Here is a 17,564-nt window from a genome sequence, read left to right on the forward strand (position 1 = left end):
GCGAACGCAGGCGGACACGCGGCACGGCGGACGTACGCCGCCGCGCGGGCGCGCCCCCGGGGGTTCTTCCCCGTGGGCGCGTTCCGCGTGGCGGAGTAGCCTGGATGCGTACGGCTCCCGGTGAGCCGTTCGGGTCGGCCTGCGCATCGAAGGGGGCCGGTAACGTATGGAAACCCTGGTCACCGTCGTCGTCGTTCTCGCGATGATCGCGATCGCAGCGTTCGTCATCCATCTGCTCAATGCCCGGCACCGGCGTCAGCATCTGCGTCCGGCGCACTACGACGGCGGGCTGGCAGGCTTCGACGAGGGCCCCGGCCCGGCTCGCGGTACCGGCCCCGGTACTACTTCGCGTCCGAATAGCGCTCCACCACCGCCGTAGTGAAAGGGAAACGCACCGGTGTCTCACCGAAGGCGGTCCGTCCGGCCAGCTCACCGGCCGCCCGGATCGCCTCCACCACCGTCCGGGCCTCCTCCCGCGGGCAGTGCACGATCACCTCGTCGTGCTGGAAGAAGACCAGCTCCGCCCGGAGACCGGCCGAGGCGAGCGACCGGCGCAGGGCGGCCAGGAGCAGCAGAGCCCAGTCGGCGGCGCTGCCCTGCACCACGAAGTTGCGGGTGAAGCGGCCCCGGGCGCGGGCGTTCGACGACGCGTAACCAGGGGTGAACCCGCCGCCGTCGGCGGGGGGCGGGTCGGGGCTCTCCTGCGGGATGCCGGCCTCCTCGTCCGCCCCGCTCCCGGCCGCGGGAGGACTGGTCCGGCCCAGCCACGTCCGTACGAGGCGGCCTTCCTCGCCCGCCTTCGCGGCATCGTCGACATAGGCCACGGCCAGCGGGAACCTCCGGCGCAGGGCGGCCAGGTTCTTCAGGCCGTCGCCCGAGGTCTGGCCGTAGACCGCGCCCAGCAGCGCGAGCTTGGCGTGGTCCCGGTCGCCGTGGAACGCCCGGTCCGACAGCGCCGTGTACAGGTCGCCGTCATGGCCGGCCACCTCCATCAGACCGCGGTCGCGGGAGATCGCGGCGAGCACCCGGGGCTCCATCTGGTCGGCGTCCGCGACGACCAGGCGCCAGCCCTCGTCGGCGACGACCGCCCGGCGGATCACCTTGGGGATCTGGAGCGCCCCGCCGCCGTTGGTCGTCCAGCGGCCGCTGACCGTGCCGCCCGGCAGGTACTCGGGGCGGAAGCGGCCGTCGCGCACCCAGTCCTGGAGCCAGCTCCAGCCGTGCGCCGTCCAGATCCGGTACAGCTTCTTGTACTGGATGAGGGGCTCCACCGCCGGGTGGTCCAGCCCCTCCAGCTCCCAGCGGCGGGTGGACTTCACCTTGATCCCGGCCTGCGCGAACGCCTTGACCACATCGGCGGGGAGATCGGGGCGGACCCTTCTGCCGAAGGCGGCCGACACCTCGTCGGTCAGCTCGGCCAGTCTGCGGGGCTCGCCGCCGCCCGCGTAACGCTCGCCGAGCAGTTCGTCCAGCACCTCGCGGTGGACGTCGGCGCGCCAGGGGAGGCCGGACCGGTTCATCTCCGCGGCGACCAGCATGCCGGCCGACTCGGCGGCCGTGAGCAGGCGCATCCTGCCCGGGTGCGAGGTGGCGTCGTGCCGGCGGAGCTGGTCGGCGTACACCTGGAGCAGGTCCTCGAAGGGGAGCTGTGTGCCGGAGCGGGGCTCGAAGAGCGAGGACTGCGAGCCGGGCTCCGCGGAGCGGGCCGGGGGATCGGGTGGCACGGGGGCGCCCCGCAGGCGGGCGTGGGCGGCGGCCGCGGAGCGGGGCTCGCCGAGCCGGCCCTCATGGGCGAGGAGGAGGGATTCGGCGACCTCGATGTCGTAACAACGGTCCACGGGGACGCCGGCCGCGAGCAGCCGCGGGTAGATCTCGGCGGTGGACCGCCACACCCAGCGGGTGACGTCCGGGCGGGAGCGGACCGCCGCCACCAGGTCGGGTTCGGCCACGACCGGGCCGGCGGGCAGGCCGGTGGGGGCCAGCGGGGCGAGGAGGGCGCCGCCGGTCTCCGTCATGGCCAGAGCCCACCGTTCGGTCATGCCTTCGATTCTGGCACCGGGCACTGACAACGGACGGTCGGCGGACGGTGCGTGTCCCCCGGTCCGCGGGTGCCGGGAACGGCACCGGGACCGGGGGAACGGACGGCGTCAGGACTCGGACTCGCTGGTCCAGGTGCCCAACGAGATCTCGGCGGTGATGCCGGGGCCGAAGCCGGCCATCAGACCGCGCTGCCCGTCGAGGGTCGATGCCTCGTCGAACATGCGGCCGAGGGCGTCGAGCACCACGGCGCTGGCTATGTTGCCGTACTCGGTGAGCGTGGCGCGGCTGAAGCGGAACGCCTCGGGCGGCACGTCCAGGAAGTGGCTCAGGTCGTCCAGGATGCGCGGGCCGCCCGCGTGGATGATGTAGAAGTCCATCTTGCCCGCGTTCCACTGGTGCTCCTCGGCGACCGCTTCCAGGGCCGGTGCGAGGGGCTCCATGGTTCCGGGCACCCGCTTGTCGAGCTGGAAGTGGAACCCGGTGGACCGGACCGCGTAGGAGATCCAGTCCTCGGTGGCCGGGATGACGAACGAGCCGTTGCGCTCCAGGCGGACCCCGGTGCCCCCGTTGCCGCGGAGCACGACGGCGGCTATGCCGTCGCCGAACAGCCCGTTGGACAGCAGCGATCCCACGCCCAGGTCGGTGGGCTGGTAGCAGAGCGAGCAGAACTCGCAGGCCACGATCAGCACATTGGCGTCGGGGTACGCCGTGCAGAAGTCATGGGCCCGGTTGACCGCCGCGCCGCCCGCGGCGCAGCCGAGCTGGGCGATCGGCAGCTGCCGGGTCTCCGGACGGAAGCCCAGCTCGCCGATGAGCCACGCGGTCGGCGGCGGCATCATGAAGCCGGTGCAGGAGACGTAGACGATCAAGTCGATCTGCTGCGGCTCCAGTTCGGCCTGTTCGAGCGCCTGGCGCACCACTGCCGGAACGCGGGCCTTGGTGTGTTCCTCGTAGGTGATGCTGCGGGCGTCGAAGCCCGGGTGCTGCAGCACCTTGTCGATCGGCTGGATCAGATGCCGTTTCTGCACCCCGGTGTGTTCGATCAGACGAAGGACCAGGTCGATCTGCGGGTGGTCGCCGTGCAACCGTTGTGCCAGCTCAAGGGTTTCCTCGTTGGTGATGACGTACTCGGGAACCGCGATGGCCGGCTTGCAGAGAACCGCCATGGAACTCCTCCTAGCGGGCATGGTCCAACACGGCCGGGCCCGAAGGGTTCCGGGGCATCCCGGCCGGAGGCGGCCACCACGGTGCCGCACGCGCGGCGTCGCGCGGATGCGGACACGGGTGATCCGGCGCCGGGTCAGGTACCCCTGGAACGGGCGCGGACGGGCCGACCGTCGAAGACTGACGTTCTAGCCGTTCGTGGGCGGAAGCGGATCCGCCACGGCTTGGGTGGCCGTCGGGAACACGCTACGGCAGGTGGATCGGGGCCGCACGCCGAGCGCACGCCGAAGCGCCGCGCGGGCCCTGCGGAGGAGTGGGCGAGGGCCGTGCGGAGGAGTGGGCCGGGGCTCTGCGGAGGAGTGGGCAAGGGCCTGGCGTCGGGTGGGCGAGGGCCGTGCGGCGGGTGGGCGCGGTGCCTGTGGACGGAGAGCGGGCGGGGGCGTACGCCGGAGCCCCCGGAGTCCCGGATCCCCGGAGTCGTACGGGTCGCCCCCGGGCGGGCCCCGGAACTGTCCGGGTTGCCGCCCGCCGGGGGCCGACGCATCATCGATGACGGCTACCGGGGCGCCCGCTCACCAGGTGACGGGCAGTTCGAGGGGATAGCGCCAGATCGACGTCCTGTTCCAGCGCACCTCCTCGGCCGGAGCCGCCAGTTTCAGCGCGGGGAAGCGCTTCAGCAGCGTCCCGATGGCGATCTGGAGCTCGGTGGCCGCGAGCGGGGCACCGAGGCAGTGGTGCCCGCCCCACCCGAAGGTCATGTGGGACGGCCCCTGGCGCTCCAGGTCCAGCTCGTCGGGGCGGTCGAACTTCCGGCCGTCGCGGTTGGCCGTCAGATAGGAGACGTGCACGATGTCCCCTTCCCGGATCCGTACGCCGCTCAGCTCCACGTCCTCCAGGGCGACCCGGGGGATGCCGACGCCCTTGCGGAAGGGGATGAAGCGCAGCAGCTCCTCGATGGCCTGCGGGAGCATCTCGGGACGGTCGCGCACCATGGCGAGCTCGTCGGGCCTGGTGAGCAGCGTGTAGGCGATGTTCCCGATCTCGTACGTGGTGGTGTCCTGGCCGGTGATCAGCAGGACCATGGCCATGACGGCCAGTTCCTGGTCGTCGAGGAGCTCGTCCCCGTCGCGGGCGGTGGCCAGCGCGCTGATCAGGTCGTCGCCCGGGTTGGCGCGCCGTTCGGCGGTCAACTCTTCGAAGTAGCCGCGGAGTTCGGCCTTGGACCGGATCGCCGCGTCCTTGTTGTCGACGGTGGTGTCCATCATCGTCCGGGCGTGGGCGCGCAGTTGTGCCTGGTCGGCGTCCGGGATGTCGAGGACCTCGCAGATGGTGATCAGGGGCAGCGGCGCGGCCAGATGCTCGAACAGGTCGGCCGGGGCGCCGTGCTCCTCCATGCGGTCCAGCAGCTCGTCGACCACATGCTGCGTGCGTACCCGCATGCGCTCCAGGTGGCGGGGGGCGAAGCCCTTGGAGATCAGGCTGCGCAGACGGCTGCTGCCCGGCGGGTCCATGACGTTGATCGCCTCGTCCTGGACGATCGGTTCGGGGGTCATGCGCGGGAAGTTCCGGCCGATGATGGCGGAGCGGCTGAAGCGTCGGTCGGTGGTCACCGTACGCACGTCGTCGTAGCCGGTGACGAGCCACGCATCGCCGTCGCCGTGCGGGAGACGGATGCGGGAGACGGGCTCTTCGGTCATCAAGTGCCTGAGCACCGGGTCGAATTCGAGGGCCTCGGCGTAGTCGAACGGGCAGTGCCGTGCGCCGGCTACTGGTTCCATGCGGAGCTCCAGACGGGGATCTGACGGGTGGTCCACGCGATCGCGGGCTTGGACGGGACATGGGTGCCCGGTCGCCCGCCGGGCCACGCGCCGCTCCGGTCCGATTGGTCCATATGCAGAACGGATCGGACGACGCCGGTCGCTGGACCGGCGCAATCCGGTCCGGCGACCGGCGGAAGGGGCGGTGGCCGGACCGGATCGCGGCCGGTGTCAGCCGCCCGGTACGACGTCGGTGGCGTCCACCGCGGAGCGCAGCGCGCGGGCGAGCGCGACGCCGTCGCCCACCGCCCAGAAGTGGGTGAAGAACAGGCGGGGGTCCTCCGACAGATGGTGGTTGTGCAGTTCGACGAGCTTGATCCCGCCGCGCCGCAGCGCCTTCAGTACGTGCGGAACCTCGTCGGCGCGCATGGCGCAGTCGCCGCTGAGCGCGGCCCGGCCGCCGCCCAGCGGCTGGAAGTTGAATGCGCTGGTCGACCCCAGGCCGGGCGGCAGGATCAGATGGCCGTCCGCGATGGTCTCGCGGCGGACGAAGAGGACCTTGTAGAGCCCGTCCTCGGTGGACCCCTTGGCGCCCAGCACCGCCTCCATCCCGGCGATGTCCAGGTCGACCGGGGCCGGCGGCAGCGGCTGCTCCGGGGGCGGGGTGCCGGTGCGGTCGAACCCGGCGCGCAGCCCGCGGGCCAGGGCCACCGCGTCGTGGCCGTGGCCGTGGACATGGGTCCACCAGAGGTCGGGGGTCTGGGAGAGCAGGTGCTTGTGGAGCGCGGTCTGCTCGATCCCGTGCGCCTGCCACGCGTCGGTCACGTGCTGGAGCTCGTCCTCGGTGACCACCACGTCGCCCATGACCATCGTGGAGCCGTCGGCGTAGCGGACGAAGGCCACGTGGGTGCCCAGCGCCAGCCCGGGGGTGACGACGACGCCGTCGGAGACCACCAGGAGATCCCGCCGGGGGAAGCCCGTGTGGTACGTCGTGTCGCGCAGCATGTTGCCGCCCCGGCCCAGCGCCTTCGCCACGTCCGCCCAGTCGTCCAGGGCGGTCGGTACCGGCCTGATCCGCCGTCCGTGCCCCGGCCAGGTCGTTCCGGCGGGCAGGGCGCGGGCCACGCCCGGGGTCGCCGCGGTCAGTACCGGCGCGAGCGCGACGGCTGCCAGCAGGCGCCGCCGTGACGTGACGGCCCGTGCGTCCGGGCCCTGCTGTCGGTCTCCGGTCATCATCCGATCGCCTCCATCGGTCGCTTTCATGGCGAGATGAAAGCATGCGAAATCATGATGAAAGGATGAAAACGGATACATCGTCAGCGGGTGGGGCTGGATGGACTAGACGCGGTGTCCGGACGGGCCCGGAGCAGGCGGCCGGGCACCACGAGCGCCCCGCGCCTCAGCCCACCCCGGCGAGCCGGGCCGCACCGCACCCCACCGCGACCTCCCCACCGCCTCAGCCCGTCCTCGGCGAGCGGCGCCGCACCGCCTCCGGCAGCAGCGCCGCCCCCACCGCGACCAGCGCGCACGCCCCCGCCGCACCGCCCATCAGCGCCCACGGCACCGACACCACGACCGGCGCCGACACCGAGGCCAGCGCGGCGGCCAGGCCCGCCAGGTGCACCCCGGCCACGGCCAGGCCGAGCAGCGCCCCGAGCCCGACCGCGAACAGGGTCTCCCCGGCCACCACCGCGAGGACCCGCGGCCGGGTGGCGCCGGCCAGCCGGAGCGCGTCAAGCTCCGAGGACCGTACGGACCCCGCCATCAGCAGGGTGTTTGCCAGCGCGATCAGGGTGTAGACCAGCGCGATCCCCAGGATCACGACCAGCCCGGTCCTGGTCTGCGGACCGGCGCCCGGATACGTCGCGTCCAGCCACTGCTCCGTGGACCGCACCGTGCCGCCCGTTCCGCGCAACCGTGCCTCGACGAACGCCCGGTCGGCGCCCGGCGAGAGCCGTACGTCGATCCGGTCCACGGCCGCCGCCGGGGCGTTCGCCCTGGTCACATAGGCGCCGTTGTTCCCCGTGCCGAGGGCCAGCACTGCCGCGATCCGCAAGGAGGCGGGGCGCCCGTCGCCGAGCCACACCCGTACCGTCGAGCCCACCGTGTGCTGGGCCCACTCCTCGTTCACCACGATCGAGCCGTCGTCCAGGTCCGCGATGTCGCCCGCCACCACCGGCAGCCGCCCGACCCGGGCCAGCGCCCTCGCGTCGTCCACCGCACGGGCCTCCGAGGCGACGAGGGCGGTGCCCTCCTCAAGCGTGTACACGGCGGTCGGGGCGGAGGCGGACAGCGTGGCGCCGGGTACCGGACGGGGCCTCAGCTCCTCGCCCGTCACGACCAGATCGGCCCGGGTGTGCTCGCGCGCCTCCGCCGCCTTCGCCGCCGGACCCGTCATCGCGGAGCCGGCCACCGCACCCGCCAGTGCCACGGTGATCAGCACCGGAGCGGCCACCGCCGCCGTACGCCGCAGCGCCGCCGAGGTGTTCGCGGCCACCAGCATCCCGGTCGCCCCCGGCAGCCGGACCAGCCGGGCCGGCAGGCGCAGGAGCAGCGGCGAGAGCAGGGCGACGGCCGTGATCAGGACCATCGGCTGCGTGATGTACGTCTTCCGCTTCAGCAGTGCGGACGGGTCGGTGGCGAGGGCCCGCGCCATCAGGAACGCGGCCACCGCGAGCAGGGCGAAGCCCAGCAGCCGGCGGACCGGCGGGAGCACCCCCGTGTCCACATCGGCCTCGCGCAGCGCCTCGGCGGGGCCGGTCCGGCCCGCCCGCCGCGAGGCGGCCCAGACCCCGGCGAGGGACACCGCCTGCCCGGTCCAGAAGGCGGTGTGCAGCGGCCAGGCGGCCGGGCGGACGACGAACCAGGACGGCGCCATCCCCTCGTCGACGAGCAGCCCGGCGAGCAGCGGTGCGCCCAGACCGCCCAGCGCGCACCCGGCGGCGGAGGCCAGGGTGCCGACCACGGCGGCCTCCGTCAGCAGCAGCCGCCGCAACTGGCCCGGCGTGGCGCCCGCCATGCGCAGCAGACCGAACTCGCGCCGGCGCAGCGCCACCGCGAAGGCGAACGTCGACGCGACGACGAAGACCGAGACGAAGGCGGTGAGGCCGCCCGCGGTGCCGAGCAGCACGTTCGCGGTCAGCAGCCCCTCGGCGTCCCGCTCGGTGGCCGGGTCGGCCCGGCGCCGGTCGTCCCCGGTGAGGACCAGGGCGCGGTCGCCGACCACCCGGCGCACCTCGGCGACGGGCGCGTCCACCCCCACGGCGTCGGGTCCGCGCCCAGCGTCTACGGCTTCTTTCCCGTCGTCCCGGGTCACCGGGCCGAGCGCCCGGAGCTCGCGCAGGAGTTCGATATCCACAGGGTGTGGATGGGCGAGCTTCCGGCTCGCGCTGCCTGTGGACGGTCCGCGCCGCACCGGCACGGTCAGGGTGTCGTCGCCCCTCACCACCACCGGTGACGCGGCGAAGCGCTGCGGTGGCCGGTCCGGGGCGCCGAAGGTCGAGGCGAGGCCGAGGCCCATGGCCGCGACCAGCCCCACGCCCAGCGCGAGTGCGACGAAGGTGCCGGTCAGCGCGGTCCAGCGGGTGCGCAGGGAGGCCAGGGCGACGGTCAGCACGACGCCTCCCGGACGTGGGCCGCGACGGTCCGTCCACCGGCGGCGCGGTGCCCCGCCGCCATCCGGGCCGCGATCCGCCCGGCGTCGAGGCCGGTCAGATCGTCCGCCACCCGCCCGTCGACCAGGAAGACCACCCGGTCCGCGTACGCCGCGGCCACCGGGTCATGGGTGACCATCACGATCGTCTGCCCCGCCAGGTCCACCAGTTCCCGCAGCATCCCCATCACCTCCTGGCTCGTCGCGGTGTCCAGCGCGCCGGTCGGCTCGTCGCCGAAGAGCACCGCGGGCCGGGTGATCAGGGCCCGTGCCAGGGCCACCCGCTGCTGCTGGCCGCCGGACAGCTCGGCGGGCCGGTGCCCCGCCCGGTCCGCGAGACCGACCCGGGCCAGGGCGTCCCGTACCTCGGTACGGGAGGGGCGTCGGCCCGCGAGCCGCAGCGGCAGCGCGACGTTCTGGGCGGCGGTCAGCGAGGGGAGCAGATTGAACGCCTGGAAGACGAAGCCGATCCGGTCCCGGCGCAGCAGCGTCAGCCGGCGCTCGCTCAGCCCGGTCAGCTCCACCCCGCCCACCTCGACGGTGCCGGACGTCGGCCGGTCGAGCCCGGCCGCGCAGTGCAGCAGCGTGGACTTGCCGGAACCGGACGGGCCCATGACGGCGGTGAAGGTGCCGGTGCGGACGCCGAGGTCGACGGGGCCGAGGGCGTCGGCCGCACCGTAGGCGCGGCGCACGGAGCGGAGCCGTACGGCGTCGGCGGCACTCGCACTCGCGGCAGCGGCGGGAGCGACGGATGCACGGGAGGAAGTCATACGTCGATCGAACCGTTTCCGCACCCCGCGATCACGACCACCAGAGCCCGTCCACGGGGTAGGGCCAGGCATACCCCGCCGCACCGCCCTGCCTACCCTGACCTCATGGAACCGGTGACCGACCAGGCATTCGCGGCAGCCCTCTACTCGGACGGCGACGCCGGTCTCGACGCCGGCGCCTCCCTCCTCGCCGCCGATCCGGCGGCCGACGCGGAACTGTTCCGGCGCGGCGAGGAGTTCGTCCGCCGGGCCTGGGAGCGCGGCTGGCAGCCCGCCGATGTCGTACGTCTGGTCCGCCACGAGCTCGACGAGACGGCGGCCTGCCTGGCCGCCGGGCTGATCGTCTCGGAGACCGCGCGGTACGAGCGGCTGCCGCCGCGCTGGCGTGCCCAGCTCGACGGGCTCCCGGACGCCCCGCCCCGTAACCGTCCGGACCGTTTCTCCTACGCGTCCGCCGTCCTCGGCCTGTACCGGCTGCTGCTCCGGCTCCCCGCGATCGAACCGGTCGGGCCCCCGCCCGGCGCCTCCCCGCACGGCCTCCACCTGCCGCCGGCGCACGACGAACCCCGGATGCTGACCCGGATCCGCGCCCTGCTCGCCAAGGCGGAGGCGACCGGTTTTCCCGAGGAGGCGGAGGCCCTCACCACCAAGGCGCAGGAGCTGATGGCCCGGCACTCCATCGACGAGGCCCTGCTCGCCGCCCGTACGCACAGCAAGGAGGCGCCGGGGGCGTGCCGGATCGGGGTCGACGCGCCGTACGAGACGGCGAAGGCGATCCTGCTCGACGCGGTCGCCGCCGCGAACCGCTGCCGTGCGGTGTGGAACAGCGACCTCGGCTTCTCCACGGTGGTCGGGTTCGAGCCGGACCTGGACGCGGTGGAACTGCTGTACACCTCCCTGCTGGTCCAGGGCACGGTGGCGATGACGAAGGCGGAGGCGGGCCAGCGGGCCGGCGGACGCAAGCGGACCAAGACGTTCCGGCAGTCCTTCCTGATGGCGTACGCCCAGCGGCTGGGCAGCAGGCTCGCCGCCGACACCGCCCGGGTCACCGCCGAGGCCGGTACCGGCACCGGGGCCGGACCGGAGGGGGCCGGCGGCCCGGATCTCCTCCCGGTCCTCGCCGCCCGCGACATGGCCGTCACGGACACCGCCGAGCGGATGTTCCCCGAGACCACGACCACCCGGGTCCGGGGCGCCACCGACCTGGACGGCTGGACCCATGGCACGGCCGCGGCGGACCGGGCACGGATGGGCGGGAAGGGTCCGGAGCTGCGCGGCGGAAACGGGGGGCGGTAGGAGACTCCCCTCCGGCGGACGTGGACGCGGACGCGGACACCGGTGGCCGGCGCCGCCCCGGCGGACGCGGGCGGCGGCAGACGGCACCTCGTGAGCCAACTTCAAGACAACTCGGGCGAAACGGTAATTCCGGCTAGGCTCTGGGCATGAGCTGGCTCCGGGCGCTGAAGGAGACCGCCCGCTCGGGGCTGTCGATCGAGCGGCGGCGTCTCGAACCGCTCATCGCGATCCGGGGCGCGGCCGGTCTCGCCCTCGTCATCGGGATCAGCCTCGCGCTCTTCGGGCCGGTGGTCGCCGCGAGCTCCGCGTTCGGCGCGTTCCAGGCGGCCATCGCCACCTTCCAGCGCAGCTGGCGCCCCCGGCCCGTCCTCGCCCTGGTCTCCGGGGCGAGCCTCGCCGTGTCGACGTTCCTCGGCTATCTCACCGGCTCCCGGCTCGTGCTGTTCCTCGCCCTGCTGGTGCTCTGGACCTTCGTCGCGGGCCTGGCCTGGGCGGCGGGCCCGACCGCCGGCATCATCGCGGCGTCGAACGTGGCGATCATGCTGGTCACGGTCACCCTGCCCACCTCCGTCGCCAACTCGGCCGTGCACGCCGTGATGATCCTGTTCGGCGGGATCGTGCAGGCGGCGCTGATCGTCCTGTTCCCGGTACGCAGATGGGGCGCCCAGCGTGACGCCCTCGCCGACGCGCTGGCCGCCGAGGCCGACTACGCCCGCCGGCTGCGCCACGACCCGCTCGCCCCGTTCGACCCGGTGCCGTTGATGACGGCCCGCAACGCGGCCGCGGTCACCCCGCGCCAGGCCCGCCGCCGGCCGCCCGAGCTGCGGGGCTCCCGAGGGGTCGCCGAACGGATCAGGCCGGTGCTCGCCTCGCTCGCCGACCCGTCCCTGGGGGTGCCGTCCGAGGGGCCGGAACGGGAGCGCGTCCGCGAGCTGCTCGCCGCCGCCGGATCGGTGCTCGACTCGGCGGCCCGCGCGATCCGCCACGGCAACCCGGTCGAGCTCGCCCCGTCCGCCGTCGCCGCGCTGAAGACCCCGGACACCGGAACGCTCCTCACCGGCCCACCGCTCCGCGCCGCCGACCGGCTCGGCGTACTGCTCTCCGACGTCATCGAGACGGCCGAGGGCGAAGGCACGAAGGAGCAGGACGCCAAGGCCGAGGAGGCCGCCGAGGCCATCAAGGCACCCGCGGACGGAACCCCCGCCCCTACTCCCGTCGCCCCGCACCGCCGCCGTCCCACCCTGCTCCGGCTGGTCCCCGCCGTCCTGGCCGCGATGCGCGCGGAGCTGCGCCCGGGTTCACCGATCCTGCGGCACGCCGTCCGGGTCTCCGTCGTCGCGGCCGGCGGCTATCTCATCGGCACCGTGCTGCCGTTCGGCCACGGCTACTGGGCGCCGATGGCCGCCGTCATGGTCATGCGGCCGGAGTTCTCCCAGACGTACGCGCGGTCCGTGGCCCGGTTCGGCGGCACGATCGTCGGCGTCTCGCTCGCCACCGCGATCGTGCAGACCGCCCACCCCGGGGTGACCACGGCCGCGGTGCTCTCCGTGCTCTGCGCCCTGCTGATGTACCTGCTGATGGGCACGGGGTACGTGGTCGGCCAGGCCTGCGTCTCGGCGTACGTCGTCTTCCTGCTCGGCATGGCGGGCGACGACTGGTCGCAGACCGTGCTCGAACGCGTCGTCCTCACCCTCGCGGGCGGCCTCCTCGCGATGACCTCGTACGCCCTCTATCCGGCCTGGGAGACCCCGAGGCTCCGCGGCAGGCTCGGCGACTGGCTGAAGGCGGACGGGCGTTACGCCGCCTCGGTCGTCGACCAGTACGCCGAACCGGCCGAGCGCGGCCACGACGACGTGCGAACCGCGCTGCTCGACACCCGTGAGGCCCGGGTCGCCTGGCAGGAGGCGCTGACCACCGCCCAGCACGAACCGGTGCGCAACCGCGGCCTCTCGCGCTCCGCAGCCGACGAAACCCAGCACGCGCTCACCCAGCTGGGCCGGGCCGCGATGCTGCTGGAGGCCCACCTCCCGGGCGGCGGAGCCACCCCCGTACCGGACGCGGCACGCCTGGCCGAGGCGCTCCGCCGGGCCACCGAACAGGGGGCGAAGGCGGTGCGGGAGCGGCGGGTGCCGGACTGGACCGAGGTGCGCGAGGCGCTGGCGGAGTGGGACGCGAGGCAGCGCACGGACGAGGGCGAGGCGGACCCCTTCGTACGGGAAGGGGCCCACCTGCTCCTCGAAGCCCTGGAGGAGTTCTCCCGGGGGCTGGACGGCAGGTCCGGGTCCGGGCCGAAGCCGAAATCGCCTGGAGGCAAGGCGGATTGAGGCCGGCCGGCGGCCGTCAGGGGGCCGTGGTCGGCAGGTCGGCCAGGTCCGGCAGGCCGGACGGCAGGGCACCCGGGTCGGTCTTGGCCAGGGTGTCCTTGACCCCGCTGTCCCAGGACACCACGACGGTCTTGCCGTCGTTGGAGTCGACGGACCCCGAGGTGCGGTCGTCGCCGCCGTCGACGCACTTCAGCGTGAGCGTCACCTTGCCCGCGTCCTGCACGGTGCCCGTGCAGGCATGCTGTTCGGTGACCAGCGCGGCCTTCCCCGACGACACCGACAGGACGACCGCCTTGCCGTCGGTCTTTCCGGCCCAACCGCCTTCCAGTGCGGCGGCGTCGGTCGCGGCCCCGCTGTCGTCGTCGGCCTGGCGGCCGGGCTGGTCCGAGGCGGTGGAGCCGCCCCGCTCGTCGCTCTTCTCGCTGTCGCTGCCGCAGCCGGTCAGTGCCGCGGTGCAGAGGATTCCGGCGGCGACCACCGCACCGGTCCGTACGACTCCACGCATCTGCAATTCCCCCTTGTCGACGAAAGACCGGGCCAAGTTATCAGCGCGTTCCGCCGGGATGGAGAGCTCGACCGGGGGTAGACGGAGCCGAAACGGCGTTCCGTGCGTCTGTCCATACGGAGTAAGGATCGGAGTAAAGCTGTAATCGCGAGAACACCCCGCGTGCACGTGCATCCGCACATGCATCTGCGCATGCAGGGATATTTGAACAGAGCTATGATCCGAGACAGTTGACACTTGCACCTTGCAACTCGGGGAGCGTCCTGTGCACCACGTGTACAACGGCATGGCGGCCACAGAGCTCCGCGGAGTCGTCTGGCAGAAGAGCAGACACAGCAACTCCCAGGGTTCCTGCGTGGAGTTCGCGAAACTGCCCGACGGAGATGTGGCGATGCGGAATTCTCGCCACCCCGACGGGCCGGCGCTGGTCTATACGCCGGCCGAGATAGAGGCACTGCTGCTCGGGGTGAAGGACGGGGAGTTCGACCACCTCGTAGCGGGCGGCTGATCACCTCGCAGCAGGCGACCGGCCACCTCGCGTCAGGCAGCCGACCGCCTTGCGACAGACAGCCGATCACCTTGCGACAGACGGCCAACCGCCTTGCGACAGACAGCCGGTCACCTTGCGGCAGGCGACCGGTCACCTCGCGTCAGGCAGCCGACCGCCTTGCGACAGGCAGCCGGTCACCTTGCGGCAGGCGGCCAACCGCCTCGCAGCGGGTGACCCTCCAGCGCGCAGCGCGTGACCGACCGCCTCGCGGCGGGCGGCTGACCGCTTCCCGCAGGCCGGTGTCCGGCCCGGACCGCCGGCCGCTGCTCGCGGCCGGGCGGGTCACATGCCGTCGGTGAGCCGGAACATCGCCCAGACCACCTTGCCGCGCGATGCCGCCGGGGCGTTCGGGTTCTCCGGCTCCGGGGTGGGGTGCCAGCCCCAGGAGTCGCTGAAGGACTCCACGAGGAAGAGCCCGCGGCCGGATTCCGCGCAGTCCGGCGCCTCGGAGGCGACCGGACTCTCCCGGCTGGGATCGCGCACCGCGCACACCAGCCGCGAGCTCCAGCGCATCAAGTGCAGCCGTACCGGCGGGTCCTGGGGCTCCGGTGCGGAGCTGTCCGAAGGCAGGGCGTGGCGCAGGGCGTTGGTGACGAGTTCGGAGACCACCAGCGCGACGTCGTCGAAACGCTCGGCCAGGCCCCATCCGTTCAGTGTCGTCCGGGTGAACCGCCTTGCCCCGCCCACGGCTTCGTAGCGGGCGGGCAGTGTGCAGGTGGCCGAACCGGAGACGGCTGAGGGATCGATGGGGGGAAGCCCCTGCCGTAACGGCTCGAGCATCGTCGATCCATTCGTCCCCATGCGAGGCACTCCCGGGATTCGCGGCTGTATCAGTACTGCGGGGGTACAGCGGCACAACACGAACGAGCACGCAGGTGCGCGAGCCCCATGGTTCCCAATGCGTCGGGCGGATGCAAGGGCAGATGCACGTGCACGCGCCTGACCTGTCCGACCCCGTGCCGGTTCTTGGTCATTTCTTCCTGCATGTATTTTCACAGCTCTCTGGAAGGCTTCTCATTTCCGTAATCGAATGAGTACGGGCTGAAGCGTTTTGATGGCAGAATCCGGCACTTGGGGTCGGGGGGAGCCCCGATGCCAGGGAAGCGATGGGGAGGACCGGGCCAGTGGCGGCAGGCGAGTCGAGTGGATCTGTGGTGCGGCGCATCCTGCTGGGCTCGCAGCTCAGGCGGCTGCGCGACTCGCGCGGCATCACCCGTGAGGCGGCCGGCTACTCCATCCGGGCCTCCGAATCGAAGATCAGCCGCATGGAGTTGGGACGGGTGAGCTTCAAGGCCAGGGATGTCGAGGACCTGCTCACGCTCTACGGAGTCACGGACGAGGCGGAGCGGGACGCTCTGCTCGGTCTGGCCCGGGAGGCCAACGTGGCGGGCTGGTGGCACAGTTACGGAGATGTGCTGCCCGGCTGGTTCCAGACGTACATCGGACTGGAGGGAGCGGCCTCACTCATCCGGGTGTACGAAGTCCAGTTCGTCCACGGCCTGTTGCAGACCGAGGCGTACGCGCACGCGGTCGTCACCCGGGGCATGGGCGCCGCGCCCGCCGTCGAGATCGACCGCCGGGTCGCGCTGCGGCTGGAACGCCAGAAGGCCCTCGTCTCCGAACGCGCACCCCATCTCCATGCCGTACTGGACGAGGCCGCGCTGCGCCGGCCCTACGGTGACCGCGAAGTGATGCGTGGGCAATTGCGGCATCTGATCGAAATGTCGGAGCAGCCCAACGTCACTCTCCAAGTGATGCCCTTCAGTTTTGGCGGGCATGCCGGCGAGAGCGGTTCTTTTACGATGCTGCGATTCCCGGAATCCGATCTGTCGGACATTGTCTATTTGGAGCAGCTGACAAGTGCGCTCTATCTGGACAAGGCCGAAGAAGTCGCGCAGTACGAAAAGGCCATGGCGCGGCTCCACGAGGACAGCCCGGGGCCCGAGGAGAGCCGCGATCTGCTCCGTGGTCTACTCCAACTCACCTGACTTGTCAGTACGATGACGGTTCGACGGGAGTCTGCACCTGAATCAAGGGATCTGCATGTCCTTCTTCTACGAGCTGGCCGACCAATACATCGACGGTGAGTGGCGGACCGGAACCGGCTCGTGGGACATCATCGATTTCAACCCCTACAACGGGGAGAAACTCGCCGCGATCACCATTGCCACCGCGCAGGAGATCGATCTGGCCTACCGCGCCGCGGAGCGCGCCCAGCGGACCTGGGCCACCACCGGACCGTACGAGCGCCGCGAAATCCTGGAACGCGCGCTGCGCATCACCGGCGAACTGCACGAGGAAATAGTCGACGCGATCATCGACGAACTCGGTGGCACCCGGGTCAAGGCGGAGTACGAGGTCCGGGTCGCCGAGGAATTTCTGCGCGACGCGATCCGCCGGGCGCTGCGTCCGCCGGGCACCCTGCTGTCCGCCCTGGCGGACGGCAAGGAGAACCGCCTCTACCGCCTGCCCGTCGGCGTCGTCGGCGTGATCAGCCCCTTCAACTTCCCCTTCCTGGTGGCGATGAAGTCCGTCGCACCGGCCCTCGCGCTCGGCAACGCGGTCGTCGTCAAGCCCAACCAGAACGCCCCGGTCGTCGGCGGCACGCTGATCGCGAAGATCTTCGAGGACGCCGGACTGCCCGCCGGACTGCTGAACGTCGTGATCACCGATGTCGCCGAGATCGGTGACGCGTTCATCGAGCACCCCGTGCCCAAGGTGATCTCCTTCGCGGGCTCGGACCGGGTCGGCCGCCATGTCGGCGCCGTCGCGGCCGGGCACTTCAAACGGACGATCCTCGAACTCAGCGGCAACAGCGCCCTGGTGGTGCTGGAGGACGCGGACATCGACTACGCGGTCGAGGCCGCCGTGCACAGCCGCTTCGTCTACCAGGGGCAGGTCTGCATGGCCGCCAACCGGATCCTGGTGGACCGCCGCGTCGAGCGGGAGTTCACGGAGAGGTTCACCGCCGCGGTGGCCGCGCTGAGGACCGGTGACCCGCGTGAACCGGAGACCCGGATCGGCCCGGTCATCAACACCTTCCAGGCCGACGCCCTGACCGCCCTGGTCGACCAGGCGATCGCCGAAGGGGCCACCGCATTGGTCCGGGGCCGCACCCGGGGCAACCTCGTGGAGCCGACCGTGCTCGCCGGGCTCCCCGACGGCTCCCCGCTGCTGTCCCAGGAGATATTCGGCCCGGTGGCGCTGCTGATGGCGTTCGACGGCGAGGACGAGGCCGTACGCATCGCCAACGACACCCCGTACGGGCTGAGCGGCGCCGTGCACACCCGCAGCACCGAACGCGGGGTGCGGTTCGCGCGGCGCGTCGTCAGCGGGATGTTCCACGTCAACGACTCGACCATCCAGGACGATCCGCTGGTGGCGTTCGGCGGCGAGAAGTCCTCCGGGCTCGGCCGGCTGAACGGCGAGGCGACCGTCGACGCCTTCACCACCCAGAAGTGGATCTCGATCCAGCACGGCCGGAGCGAGTTCCCCTTCTGAATACC

Annotated in this window: 14 protein-coding genes; 6 read left to right on the forward strand and 8 right to left on the reverse strand. The window is 72.4% G+C overall.

Annotated elements, in window-relative coordinates; all coding sequences use genetic code 11:
* Positions 1-166 precede the first annotated feature (166 nt).
* Entirely contained in the window at positions 167-379 is a 213-nt protein-coding gene (locus ACFYY1_RS14115) for a hypothetical protein (RefSeq protein WP_388584466.1), read from the forward strand.
* On the opposite strand, the gene ACFYY1_RS14120 is transcribed toward ACFYY1_RS14115, so the two are convergent.
* From ACFYY1_RS14120 to ACFYY1_RS14145, 6 genes are all read right to left on the reverse strand, one after another.
* The gene (locus ACFYY1_RS14120; RefSeq protein ID WP_388584469.1) at positions 342-2,039 is read right to left on the reverse strand and encodes a bifunctional 3'-5' exonuclease/DNA polymerase; all 1,698 of its coding nucleotides are present in this window, start codon (positions 2,037-2,039) and stop codon (positions 342-344) included. The two genes, ACFYY1_RS14115 and ACFYY1_RS14120, sit on opposite strands and share 38 nt — an antisense overlap.
* 108 nt (positions 2,040-2,147) lie before the next feature.
* Positions 2,148-3,206, reverse strand: coding sequence for a type III polyketide synthase (locus ACFYY1_RS14125; RefSeq protein ID WP_388584472.1), 1,059 nt, complete (start codon positions 3,204-3,206; stop codon positions 2,148-2,150).
* Between the two features lie 570 nt (positions 3,207-3,776).
* Entirely contained in the window at positions 3,777-4,982 is a 1,206-nt protein-coding gene (locus tag ACFYY1_RS14130; RefSeq protein WP_388584474.1) for a cytochrome P450, read from the reverse strand.
* Positions 4,983-5,192: 210 nt separating this feature from the next.
* Positions 5,193-6,197: a DUF1259 domain-containing protein gene (locus ACFYY1_RS14135; RefSeq protein WP_388584476.1), complete on the reverse strand. Its 1,005-nt coding sequence runs from the start codon at positions 6,195-6,197 to the stop codon at positions 5,193-5,195.
* Positions 6,198-6,417: 220 nt separating this feature from the next.
* Positions 6,418-8,577: an FtsX-like permease family protein gene (locus ACFYY1_RS14140; RefSeq protein WP_388584477.1), complete on the reverse strand. Its 2,160-nt coding sequence runs from the start codon at positions 8,575-8,577 to the stop codon at positions 6,418-6,420.
* Positions 8,571-9,383: an ABC transporter ATP-binding protein gene (locus tag ACFYY1_RS14145; RefSeq protein WP_388584480.1), complete on the reverse strand. Its 813-nt coding sequence runs from the start codon at positions 9,381-9,383 to the stop codon at positions 8,571-8,573. The genes ACFYY1_RS14140 and ACFYY1_RS14145 overlap by 7 nt, the downstream gene beginning before the upstream one ends.
* Positions 9,384-9,488: 105 nt before the next feature.
* Between ACFYY1_RS14145 and ACFYY1_RS14150 the strand changes: the two genes are divergently transcribed.
* Together ACFYY1_RS14150 and ACFYY1_RS14155 are read left to right on the forward strand one after the other, a co-directional pair.
* On the forward strand, positions 9,489-10,679 hold the full coding sequence (locus tag ACFYY1_RS14150; RefSeq protein WP_388584482.1) for a DUF2786 domain-containing protein: 1,191 nt from the start codon (positions 9,489-9,491) through the stop codon (positions 10,677-10,679).
* Between the two features lie 146 nt (positions 10,680-10,825).
* Positions 10,826-13,003: an FUSC family protein gene (locus tag ACFYY1_RS14155; protein ID WP_388584485.1), complete on the forward strand. Its 2,178-nt coding sequence runs from the start codon at positions 10,826-10,828 to the stop codon at positions 13,001-13,003.
* Positions 13,004-13,019: 16 nt separating this feature from the next.
* Here ACFYY1_RS14155 and ACFYY1_RS14160 read toward each other — a convergent pair whose 3' ends face one another.
* The gene (locus ACFYY1_RS14160; protein WP_388584487.1) at positions 13,020-13,508 is read right to left on the reverse strand and encodes a hypothetical protein; all 489 of its coding nucleotides are present in this window, start codon (positions 13,506-13,508) and stop codon (positions 13,020-13,022) included.
* A 265-nt stretch (positions 13,509-13,773) separates the two neighbouring features.
* Between ACFYY1_RS14160 and ACFYY1_RS14165 the strand changes: the two genes are divergently transcribed.
* The gene (locus tag ACFYY1_RS14165; protein ID WP_266690134.1) at positions 13,774-14,016 is read left to right on the forward strand and encodes a DUF397 domain-containing protein; all 243 of its coding nucleotides are present in this window, start codon (positions 13,774-13,776) and stop codon (positions 14,014-14,016) included.
* 324 nt (positions 14,017-14,340) lie between these two features.
* Here the strand turns inward: ACFYY1_RS14165 and ACFYY1_RS14170 are convergent, their stop codons facing one another.
* Positions 14,341-14,838, reverse strand: a complete 498-nt coding sequence (locus ACFYY1_RS14170; protein ID WP_388584490.1) for an ATP-binding protein — start codon at positions 14,836-14,838, stop codon at positions 14,341-14,343.
* A 326-nt stretch (positions 14,839-15,164) separates the two neighbouring features.
* Here ACFYY1_RS14170 and ACFYY1_RS14175 point away from each other — a divergent pair, with 326 nt between their 5' ends.
* Positions 15,165-16,046, forward strand: coding sequence for a helix-turn-helix domain-containing protein (locus ACFYY1_RS14175; RefSeq protein ID WP_388584492.1), 882 nt, complete (start codon positions 15,165-15,167; stop codon positions 16,044-16,046).
* 55 nt (positions 16,047-16,101) lie between these two features.
* Positions 16,102-17,559, forward strand: a complete 1,458-nt coding sequence (locus ACFYY1_RS14180) for an aldehyde dehydrogenase family protein (RefSeq protein ID WP_388584495.1) — start codon at positions 16,102-16,104, stop codon at positions 17,557-17,559.
* Positions 17,560-17,564: the final 5 nt, after the last annotated feature.

It is taken from the genome of Streptomyces sp. NPDC001890 (genome assembly GCF_042891445.1).
Taxonomy (GTDB): Bacteria; Actinomycetota; Actinomycetes; order Streptomycetales; family Streptomycetaceae; genus Streptomyces.